The organism is Streptomyces sp. NPDC029292, assembly GCF_055569295.1.
In genome coordinates this window covers 15823-30296 of the sequence record NZ_JBVHXR010000018.1, presented here as the reverse complement: position 1 = coordinate 30296, position 14474 = coordinate 15823, and the positions used below count along the sequence as shown (strand labels likewise).

Annotated in this window: 11 protein-coding genes and 2 pseudogenes; 8 read left to right on the top strand and 5 right to left on the bottom strand. The window is 70.4% G+C overall.

Going from position 1 to position 14474, the window contains the following annotated elements; all coding sequences use genetic code 11:
- Positions 1–5: 5 nt before the first annotated feature.
- The 3 genes from ACZ4WS_RS33055 (at position 6) to ACZ4WS_RS33045 (ending at position 2452) form a co-directional block, all read left to right on the top strand.
- Positions 6–1007, top strand: coding sequence for a LacI family DNA-binding transcriptional regulator (locus tag ACZ4WS_RS33055; protein WP_467986349.1), 1002 nt, complete (start codon positions 6–8; stop codon positions 1005–1007).
- A 72-nt stretch (positions 1008–1079) separates the two neighbouring features.
- A protein-coding gene (locus tag ACZ4WS_RS33050) for an IS630 family transposase (RefSeq protein WP_467986347.1) occupies positions 1080–2128 on the top strand; the annotation gives its coding sequence in 2 pieces (ribosomal slippage) (positions 1080–1542 and positions 1542–2128; 1050 coding nt in all).
- 111 nt (positions 2129–2239) lie between these two features.
- Positions 2240–2452: an EF-hand domain-containing protein gene (locus ACZ4WS_RS33045; protein WP_467986346.1), complete on the top strand. Its 213-nt coding sequence runs from the start codon at positions 2240–2242 to the stop codon at positions 2450–2452.
- A gap of 130 nt (positions 2453–2582) precedes the next feature.
- On the opposite strand, the gene ACZ4WS_RS33040 is transcribed toward ACZ4WS_RS33045, so the two are convergent.
- From ACZ4WS_RS33040 to ACZ4WS_RS33030, 3 genes are all read right to left on the bottom strand, one after another.
- Positions 2583–3350 carry an enoyl-CoA hydratase/isomerase family protein gene (locus ACZ4WS_RS33040; protein WP_467986344.1) on the bottom strand — a complete coding sequence of 256 codons (768 nt, stop codon included), beginning with the start codon at positions 3348–3350 and terminating at the stop codon, positions 2583–2585.
- An 81-nt stretch (positions 3351–3431) separates the two neighbouring features.
- Positions 3432–4682: a L,D-transpeptidase gene (locus ACZ4WS_RS33035; RefSeq protein WP_467986342.1), complete on the bottom strand. Its 1251-nt coding sequence runs from the start codon at positions 4680–4682 to the stop codon at positions 3432–3434.
- Positions 4683–4872: 190 nt separating this feature from the next.
- Positions 4873–6090 (bottom strand): L,D-transpeptidase, encoded by a 1218-nt coding sequence (locus ACZ4WS_RS33030; protein ID WP_467986341.1) that lies wholly within the window; start codon positions 6088–6090, stop codon positions 4873–4875.
- A gap of 152 nt (positions 6091–6242) precedes the next feature.
- Here ACZ4WS_RS33030 and glgX point away from each other — a divergent pair, with 152 nt between their 5' ends.
- The 3 genes from glgX to ACZ4WS_RS33015 all read left to right on the top strand — a co-directional run bounded on the left by glgX (position 6243) and on the right by ACZ4WS_RS33015 (position 10187).
- Entirely contained in the window at positions 6243–8504 is a 2262-nt protein-coding gene (gene glgX, locus ACZ4WS_RS33025) for a glycogen debranching protein GlgX (RefSeq protein ID WP_467986339.1), read from the top strand.
- Between the two features lie 67 nt (positions 8505–8571).
- Positions 8572–8667 (top strand): putative leader peptide, encoded by a 96-nt coding sequence (locus tag ACZ4WS_RS33020; RefSeq protein WP_467986338.1) that lies wholly within the window; start codon positions 8572–8574, stop codon positions 8665–8667.
- Between the two features lie 101 nt (positions 8668–8768).
- Positions 8769–10187, top strand: coding sequence for a sulfatase family protein (locus tag ACZ4WS_RS33015; protein ID WP_467986336.1), 1419 nt, complete (start codon positions 8769–8771; stop codon positions 10185–10187).
- Positions 10188–10239: 52 nt separating this feature from the next.
- Here ACZ4WS_RS33015 and ACZ4WS_RS33010 read toward each other — a convergent pair.
- Both ACZ4WS_RS33010 and ACZ4WS_RS33005 read right to left on the bottom strand, forming a co-directional pair.
- Positions 10240–10467 (bottom strand): annotated as a pseudogene (locus ACZ4WS_RS33010) (response regulator); the annotation flags it as partial.
- Positions 10467–10598, bottom strand: a pseudogene (locus ACZ4WS_RS33005) (ATP-binding cassette domain-containing protein); the annotation flags it as partial. The pseudogenes ACZ4WS_RS33010 and ACZ4WS_RS33005, both read right to left, overlap by 1 nt.
- A gap of 170 nt (positions 10599–10768) precedes the next feature.
- Between ACZ4WS_RS33005 and ACZ4WS_RS33000 the strand changes: the two are divergent.
- Both ACZ4WS_RS33000 and ACZ4WS_RS32995 read left to right on the top strand, forming a co-directional pair.
- Positions 10769–12571 carry an ABC transporter ATP-binding protein gene (locus ACZ4WS_RS33000; protein WP_467986335.1) on the top strand — a complete coding sequence of 601 codons (1803 nt, stop codon included), beginning with the start codon at positions 10769–10771 and terminating at the stop codon, positions 12569–12571.
- A complete protein-coding gene (locus ACZ4WS_RS32995) occupies positions 12568–14439 on the top strand; it encodes an ABC transporter ATP-binding protein (protein WP_467986333.1) in 1872 nt (623 codons plus the stop codon). Before ACZ4WS_RS33000 ends, ACZ4WS_RS32995 begins: the two co-directional genes overlap by 4 nt.
- The last annotated feature ends 35 nt before the right edge of the window (positions 14440–14474 follow it).

The following is a 14474-nucleotide window of genomic DNA, read 5'->3' as shown; positions in this document are numbered from 1 at the left end:
CCCACATGACCAGACGGCCACCGACGCTCGACGAGGTGGCGCTGCGCGCCGGGGTGTCCGTCGGAACCGTCTCGCGTGTGATCAACAACCGTCAGCACGTCAGCCAGAAGGCGCGGCAGGCAGTGGAGAGTGCCGTGGCGGAGCTGGGCTATGTGCCCAACGTGGCGGCCCGCTCGCTTGCCTCGCAGCGCCGCGGCGCAGTGGTGCTGGCGATCTCCAGCGACGACCCCGCGCTGTTCGCCAACCTCTTCTTCGCAGAGGTGATCACCGGTGTCAATGCGGTCATCGAGGAGACGGACCTCGAACTACTGCTGGTCCTGGCCGCCTCCGAGCGGGGCCGGGCCCGGCTCGCCCGCATCCTCAAGTCCCGGGGTGCGGACGGCGTCATGCTGCTGGCCCTGCGCGAGAACGATCCGCTGGCGAAGGTGGCCGAGGCAGGGGGCGTCCCCGTCGTGCACGGAGGCCGCCCCCTGGACCAGGCCCCGCGCTGGTACGTGGACGCCGACAACCGGGGCGGGGCCCGCCAGGCCGTGGAGTACCTGATCTCGACGGGCCGCCGCGCCATCGCCACCGTCACCGGCCCGCTCGACATGCACGCGGGCGTCTCCCGCTACCTGGGCTTCCGCGAGGCGGTCGCCCTGGCCGGCTTGAAGGACCACCGAGTGGCCCACGCCGACTTCAGCGAGGCGGGCGGCGCCGCGGCGACTGCCCGCCTGCTCGACGAACACCCGGACCTGGACGCGGTGTTCGTCGCCTCGGACGCCATGGCGGCCGGCGCCCTGCGCGTCCTGCGCGAGCGCGGCCGCGCCGTCCCCGAGGACGTCGCGGTCGTCGGGTTCAACGACATCCTCACAGCCCAGCACACCCAGCCGGCCCTGACGACGATCCACCAGCCCATCGTGGCCCTCGGCCGCGAGATGACCCGCATGCTGGTACGCGTGCTGAGCGGCGAGGAGCCGACGCCCCTCATCCTGCCGACGGATCTGGTCATCAGGGGATCCGCGTAGCGCGCTGTCCCGACCTGCAAGGTCCGTCGTGGCTGGTAGCCCGCAGGTACGCGGTATCCAGACGGGGGCGGTTTGACCGCCGAGCAGCGCAAGCGCCGCGAAGAGGTACGGATGCGGGCCGCTGACCTCTTCGAGGAGAGTGTGGAAGTCCCGTGCATCGCCCGGGAGTTACGGGTGAGCGAGAAATCGGTCTACCAGCGGCGCCGTGCCTGGGAGTCCGCCGGGCGGGAAGCGCTGCGTTCCCAGGGGCCCCCGGGCTACGACTGCCGGCTCCGCCCCGACCTGCAAGCCAAGCTCACCACCTGGCTGGAGGAAGGGCCGGCCGCGCACGGCTGGAGGGACGACCAGGTGTGGACCGCCGCGAGGGTACGCACGCTGATTGGACGGAAGTTCCACCTCTCCTACAGCGTCTCCGGAGTCACCCGGCTGCTGCACCGGATCGGCTACAGCGTGCAGATGCCCGCCCGGCCCGCCGCCGAACGCGACGAGGACGCGATCACCGCATGGCGGGAGGCGACCTGGCAGGAGGTAAAACCCTCCGGGCGGCAACCGGCGCGTTCGTCTGCTTCGAGGACGAAGCGGGCGTGACCGGCCGTCCACCCAAGGGCCGCACCTGGGGCCGACGCGGCATCACCTCGAGGGTCAAAGTGCCCGGTCACAGCCGGGGACGGCTCTCGGTGGCCGGGCTGCTGTGCTGTCGGCCCGGCCTGCCCGCCCGCCTGTGCTACCGGCTGCGCCGGCACACCGGCCGCAAGGGCGAGCGCCGCTCGCTCGGCGAGAGCGACTACATCCACCTGCTCGACGGCGCCCACCACCTTCTCAAGGCCCCGCTGATCGTGGTGTGGGACCGGCTGAACACCCACACCTCCAAGACGATGAAGGCGCTCGTGGCCGAGCGGGGATGGCTGACGGTGGTCCTGCTGCCCGGGTATGCGCCCGACCTCAACCCGGTCGAAGGCCTGTGGGCGCATACCAAGCGCAGCCTGGCCAACCTGGCCGCCCGCACCCTCAGCGAACTGGAGACTCTGCTCCGCAGGCGGCTCAAGGCGCTGCAGTACCGGCACAACATCCTCGGCGGGTTCCTCACCGGGACGGGCCTCGCACTCGACAGACCGAACTGACCGTAAAACGCCGAAGTCAGTAACGGCTCCGCCGCGGGCCCCCGGACGCCCGGCCGAAAAAGCAGCCCGTACCCTGACCTCGTCAGTAGTGCAGCAAGAAGGGGCGGACCGGTGGCGGACATCGACGAGGCACGCAAGCAGTTCGAGCGGATCGACACGGACGGTGACGGTTTCATCACCGCAGCCGAGTTCAAGACCGCCCTGGCCCAGGGCGGCGACTGGAACGTCACCGAGTCGGTCGCCGAGGCCATCATCGCCAGCCGCGACCTCAACGGGGACAAGGTCCTCTCGTTCGACGAGTTCTGGACCCACCTGAACAAGTGACGCACGCGAGGGGCGCCCACCGGAGATCCGGTGGGCGCCCCTTTGTCGTCCGGCGTCCGCGAGGACAGTGGTGCGGGGTGAGTTCGATCCGCCCGGCTTGCACAAGCCCGGGACGCCAGTCCCCGGTGGCTTACAGGAACTTCGCCTTCCCCGGCCCCTCCTCCACGAAGCTCCGCATCCCGCGCTCCCGGTCCTCCGTCGCGAACAGCCCCGCGAACCAGTTCCGCTCGATGGCCAGCCCGGTCTCGATGTCCGTCTCCAGGCCCGCGTCGATCGACTCCTTCGCCGCGCGCAGCGCCAGCGCCGGCCCCTGGGCCAGCTTCGCGGCCCACGCGTGCGCCTCGGCGTACACCTCGTCGGCCGGTACGACCCGGTCCACGAGGCCGAGCGACAGCGCCTCGTCGGCCTTCACCATCCGGCCCGTGAAGATGAGGTCCTTGGCCTTGGAGGGGCCGATCAGGCGGGACAGGCGCTGGGTGCCGCCGGCGCCGGGGATCAGGCCGAGCAGGATCTCCGGCTGGCCGAGCTTCGCGTTCTCCCCGGCGATGCGGTAGTCGGCGCACAGCGCCAACTCGCAGCCCCCGCCCAGCGCGTAACCGGTGACGGCGGCGACGACCGGCTTGGGGATGCGGGCGACCGCGGTGAAGGAGTCCTGCAGGGCACGGGAGCGCACGACCATCGCGGCGTGGTCCATGGCCTGCATCTCCTTGATGTCCGCGCCCGCCGCGAACACCTTCTCCCCGCCGTACAGCACCACCGCGCGGACGTCCGTCCGGCGTGTGGCCTCCTCGGCGAGCTCCTTGAGCCGGTCCTGCGTGGCGATGTCCAGCGCGTTCATGGGAGGGCGGTCGAGACGGATGGTGCCCACGCCTTCGGCCACTTCGAGATGCACAGTCATGGGAGCAGGTTAGTGGGCGTTAACGACAACGGGCCCGGTGTGCTCAGTCACAACAGCACACCGGGCCCGCGGGCGAAACGATCAGGCGGTCCAGTCCGACCAGGACATGTTCCAGCCGTTGAGCCCGTTGTCCGGGGCGACCGTCTTGTCGTTGGAGTTCTTCACGATCACCACGTCACCGATGATCGAGTGGTCGAAGAACCAGGCGGCGGGAGCACCGCGGTCGCCGCCGCCGCGGACGTCGCGCAGGCCGACGCAGCCGTGGCTGGCGTTGTAGTTGCCGAAGGCGTCGCCGCCCCAGTAGTTGCCGTGGATGAACGTGCCCGAGTTGGTCAGGCGCTGGGCGTCGGGCACGTCCTTGATGTCGTACTCGCCGCCGTAGCCGACCGTCTCGCCGTTCATGCGGGTCACCCGAAGGCGCTCGCTGATGACCATCTGGCCGTTCCAGGTGTCGTAGCCCGGCTTGCCCGTGGTGATCGGGATGGTCTTGTAGACCTTGCCGTCGCGCTTGACGACCATCGTGTGCTTCTTGGCGTCGACGGTGGAGACCTGGCTGCGGCCGATCGTGAAGCTCACGGTCTTGGCCTGCTTGCCGTAGACGCCGGGCCGTCCCTCGACGCCGTCGAGGTTGAGGTCGACCGTCACCTTCGTACCGGCCTTCCAGTACTGCTCGGGACGGAAGTCGAGGCGGTCGTTGCCGAACCAGTGGCCCTCGACGTCGACGGCGGGCTCGGTCTTGATCTTGATGGCCTTCTCGACGTCGTCGGGGTGCGTGATGCCCCGCGTGAAGTGGACCGAGAAGGGCATCCCGACGCCGACCTTGGAGCCGTCCTCGGGTGTGAAGATGCCGACGAAGGTGTTCTTCGGGGTCAGCGTGGTGAACGCGGACTCCTCGGCCGACTCACGGCCCGCGGAGTCCTTGGCCACCGCGTGGACCTTGTACTTGGTGGCCGAGGCGAGGTGGGTCGAGAGCGTCCAGGTGGCGCCCCCGCCGGTTATCGCGCCGTCGACCGCGTTGCCCTTGGTGTCCTCGACCTTGACCTCGGTCAGCTTGCCCTTGGCCGCGGTCACCTTGAGGGCGCCGCTGGTGGCCACGTCGTCGGCGCCGTCCTTGGGGGCGATGGTCACGACGGCCTGCGAGGCCTTGGTGTCCGCCGATTCGGAACTTCCGGCGCTCGTGCCCTTGCCGTCCCCGGACCCGGAGTTCGAGCCCCCTCCCCCACCGCAGGCGGTCACCGCGAGCAAGAGGACGCCCAGCAACAGCGCCAGAATCCCCTTGCCGCGGTGGGTCCGCGCGCCAACCGACGCCCCCGATATCGGTCGCCCGTTCAAGTCGTTCTCCCCTCGCACGGCCTGATCAGGCCCGCACTCCAGCGCGTCCCACGCGCGTATCGCGCTAATTAATCACACAGCCAGGAGCGATGGCTCCCCGGGAATGTCACTGTTCAGTCCCAACTTCGGCCATGTGGGGGCGAACTGGAGTCCCCCTCTGCGTACCCGTCACGCGTACCCCTATGTCGGGCTACTTCACCGTGCCACCCGCTTTCCACTCCTTCCAGGTCATGTTCCACCCTCCGAGCCCGTTGTCGGGAGAGACCTCTTTGTCATCGCTGTTGACGACCTCGATGACGTCCCCGATGAGGCTGCGGTCGAAGAACCAGCCCGCCGGGGAGTCCGAACTGCCGCCCTTCACGTCCTCCAGGCCCACACAGCCATGGCTGACATTGGCGCTGCCGAAGACGTCCCCCGCCCAGTAGTTGCCGTGCAGGAAGGTTCCGGTGTCGGTGAGGCGGATCGCGTGGGGGACGTCCGGGATGTTGTACTCGCCGCCGAAGCCGACCGTGCGGCTGTTCATCCGGGTCACCTCCAGCATCTCCATGATGACCATTTTCCCGTTGTACGTCGTGTTCTTGGGGGCGCCCGCCGTGATCGGCACCGTGGCGAGAAGGTTGCCGTCGCGGCGTACCTCCATGGTGTGCTCGGCGGCGTCGACGAGCGAGACCTGGCTGCGGCCGACGGTGAAGGAGAAGGTCTTGTCCTGAAGTCCGTACACGCCCGGTGCCGCCTGCACGTCCCGCAGCCGCAGGTCGACCGTGACCTTCGTGCCCGGCTTCCAGTACTTCTGCGGCCGGAAGTCGAGGCGGTCCTTGCCGAACCAGTGCGGGCGGACCTCCACGGCGGGCTTCGCCGTCACGTGGATCGCGCGCGCGACGGCGGCCCGGTTCTGGATCTCCCGGTTGAACGAGAGCGAGACGATCATTCCGGTGCCGACGGTGGAGCGGTTCTCCGGGGTGACGTATCCGATGAACCGCTCGCCGGGGACGGCCGTCGTGAACGTCGTGTGCCGCGCCGAGCGCCGCCCGCGCCCGTCGAGGGCCACCGCGTCGACGGTGTACTTGGCGGCCAGCGCGAGCCGCGGGTGGTCGGGCCGCCATCGCAGTCCGTCGTCGGAGATGTGCCCCGGCACCGGGGACTCCTGCGCGTCCTGGGACTTGACGACCTTCACGGACTCCAGCCGCCCGTCGGGCACCCGTACATCGATCGCCTCCTCCTGACGTACGCCCTTGCTGTTGTCGTCCGGCGAGACGCGGATGACGTCCGTGGGCGACGCCGGTTTGCCCAGTACGTCGTCGATCCCGGCCGAGGTGCAGCCGGAGGCTCCGGCCAACAGGCCGGCCCAGGTCAGTACGGCGGCCAGCGCGGCCCCTGCGCGCCGCGCGCGCATCTGTACGTGGTTCACACGGGGCCCAACGACTGTGTCCCTCTGGGGAAACGTGAGTGCGAGCCACGCTCTGGGCAGAACAGTGGGGAGGACGACGCGACGGGGAGCCGCGGCCGGGACGCCGCACGCTTGTTTTCGGGTACGTCCACCGAGCCGCGGGAGGCTGACAGGTGTCGAGCGCAGCCGAGCAGGAGGCCGTCCAGGAGGGGCGCGCCACGGGCGGCGGGGTGCCCTCGCAGCCCGCACCGGTGATGAACGGTGCCCGGCACCCGGCGCCCGCCGTGACCGCGTGGCCGGGTGCCCCGACCCCGCTGGGGGCGCGCTTCCGTGTCGGCCCCGACGGCGCCGCGGGCACCAACTTCGCCCTGTGGGCGGGCGGTGCGGAGGCCGTGGACCTGTGCCTCTTCGACGAGCGGGACGGCGAGATCCACGAGACCCGCGTCCCGCTCACCGAACTCACCCACGAGATCTGGCACGGCTTCGTCCCCGGCGTCCTGCCGGGCCGCCGCTACGGCTACCGCGTGCACGGCCGCTGGGACCCCTGGACCGGCGCCCGCTGGAACCCGGCGAAGCTCCTGCTCGACCCGTACGCCCGGGCCGTCGACGGCGACTTCAGCCTGCCGCCCGAGGTGTACGGGCACGTCCGCGACTGGCCCCAGCAGCAGGTCGCCGACACCGTGCGCGACGACCGGGACTCGGCGCCGTACGTCCCCAAGGGTGTCGTGGTCCATGACGACGACGACTGGTCGGACGACCACCGCCCGAAGACCCCGTGGGCGGACTCGGTGATCTACGAACTGCACGTGCGCGGATTCACCCGTCTGCACCCCGGGATTCCGGAGGAGCTCCGCGGCACCTACGCGGGGTTGGCGCATCCGGCGGCGATCGAGCATCTCGTGGGTCTCGGGGTGACCGCCGTGGAGCTGCTGCCGGTGCACCAGTTCGCGCACGAGGACCATTTGCTGCGGAAGGGGCTGCGGAATTACTGGGGTTACAACTCGATCGGCTATTTCGCGCCGCACGCGGGTTACGCCGCCTCCGGAACCACCGGCCAGCAGGTGGGGGAATTCAAACGGATGGTGCGGGCGCTGCACTCCGCCGGCATCGAGGTGATCCTCGACGTGGTCTACAACCACACCGCCGAGGCGGGTGAGCTGGGCCCGATGCTGTCGTTGCGCGGCATCGACAACCGGGGCTATTACCGGCTGCAGTCGGATGCCCGCCGGTACGCGGACTACACGGGGTGCGGGAACACGCTGCACGTGGTGCAGCCGCATGTGCTGCGGCTGATCACGGACTCGCTGCGGTACTGGGTGACGGAGATGGGGGTGGACGGCTTCCGGTTCGATCTGGCCGCCGCGCTGGCCCGCTCGATGCACGACGTCGACATGCTGTCGCCGTTTCTCGCCGTCATCGCACAGGATCCGGTGCTGCGCCGGGTGAAGCTCATCGCGGAGCCCTGGGATGTGGGGTCCGGGGGGTATCAGGTGGGGTCCTTCCCGCCCCTGTGGACGGAGTGGAACGACCGCTATCGCAATGCCGTGCGGGACTTCTGGCGGGGGGCGCTGCCGGATGTGCGGGACCTGGGGTACCGGCTGTCGGGGTCGAGCGACCTGTACGCATGGGGTGGGCGTCGCCCTTATGCCTCGGTGAATTTCGTGACCGCGCACGACGGGTTCACACTGCGGGACCTCGTGTCGTACGAGCGCAAGCACAACGAGGCGAACGGGGAGGGAAACCGGGACGGTTCCGACGACAACCGCGCGTGGAACTGCGGGGCGGAGGGGGAGACGGGCGACGAGCGCGTACGGGCCCTGAGGCGGCGGCAGTTGCGGAATCTGCTGACGACGCTGCTGCTGTCCACCGGGGTGCCGATGCTGGTCGCCGGGGACGAGTTCGGGCGGACCCAGCGGGGGAACAACAACGCGTACTGCCAGGACAACGAGATCAGCTGGGTCGACTGGTCGTATCTCGACGATCCCGGATGGCGGGCGCTGTACGAGCTGACGTCCCGGCTGATCGCGCTGCGGCACGAGCATCCCGTACTGCGGCGGCGGGCGTTCTTCTCCGGGCGGGCCCATTCCGTGGACGGGTTGCGGGACTTGGCGTGGTTCACGGCCCGGGGAACGGAGATGACGGAGCGGGACTGGTACGCGCCGGCCGCGACGCTCGGGATGTACTTGTCCGGGCGGGACATTCCCGGGCGGGACTCCCGGGGGGCGCCCGTGGTGGACGACAGCTTCCTCGCCGTGCTGCACGCGGGGGACCGCCCGGCGAGCTTTGTGCTGCCCGGTCCGCCCTGGGCCTCGCGGTACGAGGTCGTGGTCGACACCTCGGCGGAGGAGCAGGGGGAGGCGCCCGGCGTGGTGCACCGGGCCGGGGGGACGGTGACGGTGCCGGCGCGAGCTGTGCTGTTGCTGAGGGTCGGCTGAGCGCCGGTTTCCGCTCCGTGGACACCTCCTTGACGCTCCCACCGCCCCGCTGGCAACGTCCGTGGTCATGAGGCCCTCCGCTGATCACCCGTGCGCGTTCGTCGCGCTCGTGGAGCGGCGCCACGTCGATCTGTGCCGGCAGTCCAGCGCCCTCTGTCGCTGACCCCACAGGCTTCCCTCTCCCCCGCGCTCTCCCCTTCTCCCCCTTCCTTCTTTTTCTTCTTCGTGTCCCGTCGTGGGACACCTCTGCCCCGAGGAACTCGCATGTCCGAAATATCCCGTCGGGTGTTCGGTGGTCTGGTCGGCGGCGGTGCCGTCACCGCGGTCGCCGGTACGGCCACCACCGCCACGGCAGCCCCCGCCGAGCAGCCGTTCCGGGCCCGTACGGCCGCGTCCGGCTCCAGCTCCGGGCGGCGCCCCAACTTCCTCGTCATCCTCGGCGACGACCTCGGCTGGGCCGACCTCTCCTCTTACGGCGCACCGCACATCAAGACCCCGAACCTGGACCGGCTGGCCCGCCAGGGCGTGCGGTTCACCGACGCGTACTCCGGCTCGGCCACCTGCTCGCCGACCCGGTTCAGCCTGTACACCGGGCGCTATCCGGGCCGTACGAAGGGCGGCCTTGCCGAGCCGATCGCCAACAAGACCCAGGGCCTGGACCCGAACCACCCCACGCTCGCCTCCCTCCTGAAGAAGGCGGGCTACTCGACCGCGCTGATCGGCAAGTGGCACTGCGGCTGGCTGCCCGACTACAGCCCCACCAAGTCGGGCTGGGACGAGTTCTTCGGCAACCACGGGGGTGTGCTGGAGTACTTCTCCAAGCTCGGCCAGCTCGGCGACTACGACCTCTACGAGGGCGACGCCACCTACAAGGACCTGCGCTACTACACGGAGGTCCTCACCGAGCGTGCGGTGGAGTACGTCGGCCGGGGGCACGACCAGCCGTGGCTGCTCAACCTCAACTTCACCACCCCGCACTGGCCTTGGCTCAGCGAGGACGACGCCGGGACAGGTGCCGAGATCGCCGCGAAGATCAGGGCCGCCAAGAGCCAGGCCGAGATCACCACCGCGCTCCTTCACTACGACGGCGGCTCGGTCGAGAAGTACACGCAGATGGTGGAGAGCCTGGACGCTGCCGTCGGCGAGGTCTTGACGGCGCTGCGCCGCTCCGGGCAGGAGGAGAACACGCTGGTGCTGTTCGCCAGCGACAACGGCGGTGAGCGCTTCTCGTACCTGTGGCCGCTCAGCGGCGAGAAGGCGGCGCTGCTGGAGGGCGGGATCCGGGTGCCGACCATCGTGCGCTGGCCGGACCGGATCGACGGTCACCAGGTCAGTCACGAGCCCAACTTCTCGCCCGACTGGACCGCGACCCTGCTGGAGCTGGGCGGTGCCCGGCCCGACCCGGCGTATCCGCTGGACGGCACCAGCCTCGCGGGCTATCTGCTGCGGGACGAAGAGCTGCCCGAGCGGGAGCTGTTCTGGCGGGTGCGGGCCAACCGGGCGCTGCGGCGCGGGGACTGGAAGTACTACCAGGACTCCGCGGGCACGGACCACCTCTACAACCTCGCCGAGGACACGCGCGAGCAGGCCGATCTCGCCCCCGACCGGCCGGAGTTGCTCGCCGAGCTGAAGGCGGCGTGGGAGAAGACCGCGGGCGGGCTGCTGCCCTACCCGGCCGCGTAACCGGCCGGTCGCCTGGTCAGCCGAGGATCCCCCGGTCGTACGCCACCGCCACCGCCGCCGCGCGGACCGCCGTGAAGAGTTCGTCGCGCGGCGCGTCCTTGAGGAGGTAGCCGGTCGCGCCCGCCTCGATCGCGGGCAGGCTGTCGGCGTCGGTGTCGTACGTGGTGAGGACGAGGATCTTCGCGCGGGCGCCCCGGCGGGTCGGTTCGGCGATCGCGTCGACTCCGACTCCGCCCGGCATGCGCAGGTCCATCAGGATGACGTCCGGGTCGGCGGTCGCGTGGTCTTGCCGGCGCCGTTCGGGCCGAGGATCCCGAAGATCTCACCCTCCTCGACAGCGAAGGAGACACCGTCGACGACGGCCCGGCCGCCGTAGGACTTGCCCAGTCCGCTGACTTCGATGACTGACATGTGTTGAGCATCCCGGCGGGGCGGGGACGGGCACATCGGCCATCGCGCTCGAAGGGACATCAGCCGATCGGTTGATGCGGCGCTACGACCTGACCCCAGGTCCATGGAACGATTCAGGTCCGGCCAAAACTCGGTGGGCGCTGTCAGTGCCGAACCGTAGGCTCGCCGTGATGCCCACAACAGATGCTGTGACCAAGGATCTTGCCGGGACCAGGGACCGGGCCGACCGTTCGACCGTGCGCAGCCTGCTGCGCCTGTGGCCGTATGTACGGCCGGTGCGGGTGCGGCTGTTCAGCGCGGCCTTCATCGCGGTGCTCGCCTCCTGTACGGGGCTGGTGATCCCGCTCGTCCTGAAGTGGATGGTGGACGGTCCGGTGGCCGGCCACGATCCGCGGGGGGTCTGGCTCGGGGCGCTGTATCTGCTGCTGCTCGGGCTCGCCGAGGCCGTCCTGTTCGGGCTGCGGCGGTGGCTGGTGGCGCGGCCGCTGGCGGGGGTCGAGGCGGCGATGCGGGCGGATCTGTACCGCCATCTCCAGCGCCTGCCGGTCACCTTCCACGACCGCTGGGCCTCCGGTCAGCTGCTGTCCCGGGGCACCACGGACCTGATGCTGCTGCGCATGTTCCTGGCGTTCCCGCTGACGTTCCTGCTGGTCAACGCCGTGACGATCCTGGTGGGCGTCATCATCATGCTGGTCCAGGAATGGACGCTCGGCCTGGTGCTGCTGGCTCCCGCCATCCCGGTGATGATCGTCTGCTGGCTCTTCGAGCGGCGGTACTCGGAGGTGGCCCGGCGGTCTCAGGACCAGGTGGGCGACCTGACGACGGTCGTCGAGGAGAGCGTGCTCGGCATCCGCATCATCAAGGGTTTCGGGCGCCATCGCAGCCAGGCCCACGCCTTCCGCGAGCTGTCCCGCAGCCTGCGCGGCACCGAACTCGTCAAGGCCCGCCTCCTCGCCTCCATCTGGGCCGTCATCGTCACCCTCCCCGAACTCGCCATCGGTGCCGCCCTCGTCCTCGGCACCATCCAGGTCTCCGACGGCCACCTCTCCGCGGGCACGCTGGTGGCCTTCCTTTCGACGGCCCTCGCGCTGCGCTGGCCCGTCGACTCCATCGGCTTCCTCCTCGCGATGAGCCAGGAGGCGGCGACGGCGACGGAGCGGTACTTCGAGGTCATGGACGAGCGGCCGGAGTCCTCGGACACCTCCACGGTCCCCGCGGGTGCGGCCGAGGGCGGCCTCCAGTTCCACGCCGTCGAGTTCCGCTATCCCGACGCCCCCGCGGAGGCGGCCCCCGTACTCGAACGCGTCGACCTGCACATCCGCCCCGGTGAGTCCATGGCCCTGGTCGGCGCGACCGGTACCGGAAAGACCACGCTCACCGCGCTGGTTCCCCGCCTCCACGAGGTGACGTCCGGCCGCATCACGCTGGACGGCGAGGACATCACGGCGATGCCGCGCGCGCAGCTCCGCGCCCGCGTCGCCGTCGCCTTCGAAGAACCCACTCTGTTCTCGGCGAGCGTCGGCGAGAACGTGCTCATGGGCGCGGACGACACGGCGGGCGAGCCGGAGCTGGACCGCGCGCTCGCCGTCGCGCAGGCCGACTTCGCGCACGCGCTGCCCCAGGGCACGGCGACACAGGTCGGCGAGCAGGGCCTGAGCCTGTCGGGCGGGCAGCGCCAACGCCTCGCCCTGGCACGGGCGGTGGTCGGCCGCCCCCGCTTCCTCGTGCTCGACGACCCCCTGTCCGCTCTGGACGTGCACACGGAGGCCGCGGTCGAGGCCGCCCTGCGCCGCGTCCTGGCGCAGACCACCGCCCTGATCGTGGCGCACCGCCCGTCCACGGTCCTGCTCGCCGACCGTGTGGCCCTGCTCTCCGGCGGCCGCATCGCCGCGGTCGGCACCCACCACGAACTGCTGCGCACGAACGCCGAGTACGCGCATCTGATGTCAGGCGACGAGGAGGCCCACCGATGACGGCGCCCACCACCACCGCGCCTAACGAGGACAAGGACGGAGACAAGGGCCAGTCGGCGCGGGAACCCCAGCGGCACAAGGACCCCTTCGACCGCGACACCCTGCCCACTCCCCCGGGCGCGACGGCCGCGCTCCTGCGCTCCCTGCTCACGCCGCTGAAGGCCCGCGTGGTGGTGACCACCGTCCTGCTGCTGCTCCAGCAGGCCGCGGTGCAGGCGAGCCCACTGTTGGTCGCATACGCCATCGACCGCGCCGTACCGGCGTTCCGGCACGACGACCACGGCCCGCTGATCGCGGTGGCGGTCGCGTACCTGCTGTGCTCGGTGGTCGGCGGCGGACTCCAGTACGCGTTCATCCTCGCCTCGGCCCGCGTCAACCAGGACGTGCTGCTGGACCTGCGCGGCCGGATCTTCCGCCACGCGCAGGCGCTCAGCATCGACTTCCACGAGCGCTACACCTCGGGCCGGCTGATCTCCCGCTCCACGACGGACGTCGAGTCCCTGCGCGAACTGCTCAGCGAGGGCCTGCAGGAGCTCGTCACGGTCATCCTGTCCTTCGTCTACATCTCGGCGCTGCTGCTCTGGCTGGATCTGGGCCTGGGCGCGGTGGCGGTCGTCTCCTTCGTGCCGCTGTATCTGCTCATCCGCCTCTATCAGCACCGCGCGGGCCGTATCTTCGCCCTCCGCTCGACCGCGATCGCCGCCGTGATCGTGAAGTTCGCGGAGACGATGAACGGCATCCGCCCGGTGCGCGCGTTCCGCCGCGAGGCCGCCAACGACGCGGACTTCCAGGTGCTCAACGCACACCACGAGCGCACGAACGGCGATGCGATCCTGGAGATGGCCCGCTATGTCGTGGGCTCCCGCCTCGTCGCCAACACGGCGGTCGCGGGGATCGTGCTGTGGGGCGCGTACCGGGTGGCGTCGGGTTCGCTGGCGCTGGGTGTGCTGGCCGCGGCGGTCCTCTATCTGCGCCGCCTGTACGATCCCATCGACCGCCTGGGCATGTTCCTGAACTCGTACCAGTCCGCGGCGGCTTCACTGGAGAAGATCGCGGGCCTGCTGGCCCAGACCCCGTCCGTGCCGGAGCCGTCCGCGCCGCGGCGGCTGCCCTCCCTCGCCTCCGAACACCCCGGTCGCGAGGTCGTCTTCGACGGCGTGCGCTTCGCCTATCGCACCGGCGGCGAGATCCTGCCCACGTTCTCGCTCACGCTCGCCGCCGGGCAGACGGTCGCCGTCGTCGGCTCCACGGGCGCGGGCAAGTCGACGCTCGCCAAGCTCCTGGCCCGCTTCTACGACCCCTCGGACGGCCGGGTCCTCCTGGACGGCGTGGATCTGCGCGACCTCTCCGTGCCGGAACTGCGGCGCGGTGTGGTGATGGTGACCCAGGAGGCGTTCCTGTTCTCCGGCACGGTCGCCGAGAACATCGCCATCGGCCGCCCCGACGCGAGCCGCGAGGAGATCGAGCGGGCCGCGAAGGCGATCGGCGCCCACGACTTCATCAGCGCCCTACCCGACGGCTACGACACGGACGTACGCAAGAGGGGTGGCCGTATCTCGGCCGGTCAGCGCCAACTCGTCGCCTTCGCACGGGCGTTGCTGGCCGACCCGGCCGTCCTCATCCTCGACGAGGCGACCAGCTCCCTGGACATCCCTGGCGAACGGGCCGTCCAGCGCGCCATGTCAACGGTCCTGCGCGGCCGTACGGCGGTGGTCATCGCGCACCGCCTGTCCACGGTGGAGATCGCCGACCGGGTGCTGGTCATGGAGCACGGACGGGTCGTCGAGGACGGCACGCCCGACGAACTGGTCGCGGGCACGGGCAGATTCGCGGACCTGCACCGGGCGTGGCAGGACAGCCTCGTATAGCGCGTACAGCGGCGGAAAGACTCGGATCAGAGGGT

Bases quoted from the DNA above. Each gene is read 5' to 3' on its own strand.
- ACZ4WS_RS33000 (WP_467986335.1), top strand. From the start codon at position 10,769: ATGCCCACAACAGATGCTGTGACCAAGGATCTTGCCGGGACCAGGGAC.
- ACZ4WS_RS33055 (WP_467986349.1), top strand. From the start codon at position 6: ATGACCAGACGGCCACCGACGCTCGACGAGGTGGCGCTGCGCGCCGGG.
- ACZ4WS_RS33015 (WP_467986336.1), top strand. From the start codon at position 8,769: ATGTCCGAAATATCCCGTCGGGTGTTCGGTGGTCTGGTCGGCGGCGGT.
- ACZ4WS_RS33040 (WP_467986344.1), bottom strand. From the start codon at position 3,350: ATGACTGTGCATCTCGAAGTGGCCGAAGGCGTGGGCACCATCCGTCTC.
- ACZ4WS_RS32995 (WP_467986333.1), top strand. From the start codon at position 12,568: ATGACGGCGCCCACCACCACCGCGCCTAACGAGGACAAGGACGGAGAC.
- ACZ4WS_RS33020 (WP_467986338.1), top strand. From the start codon at position 8,572: ATGAGGCCCTCCGCTGATCACCCGTGCGCGTTCGTCGCGCTCGTGGAG.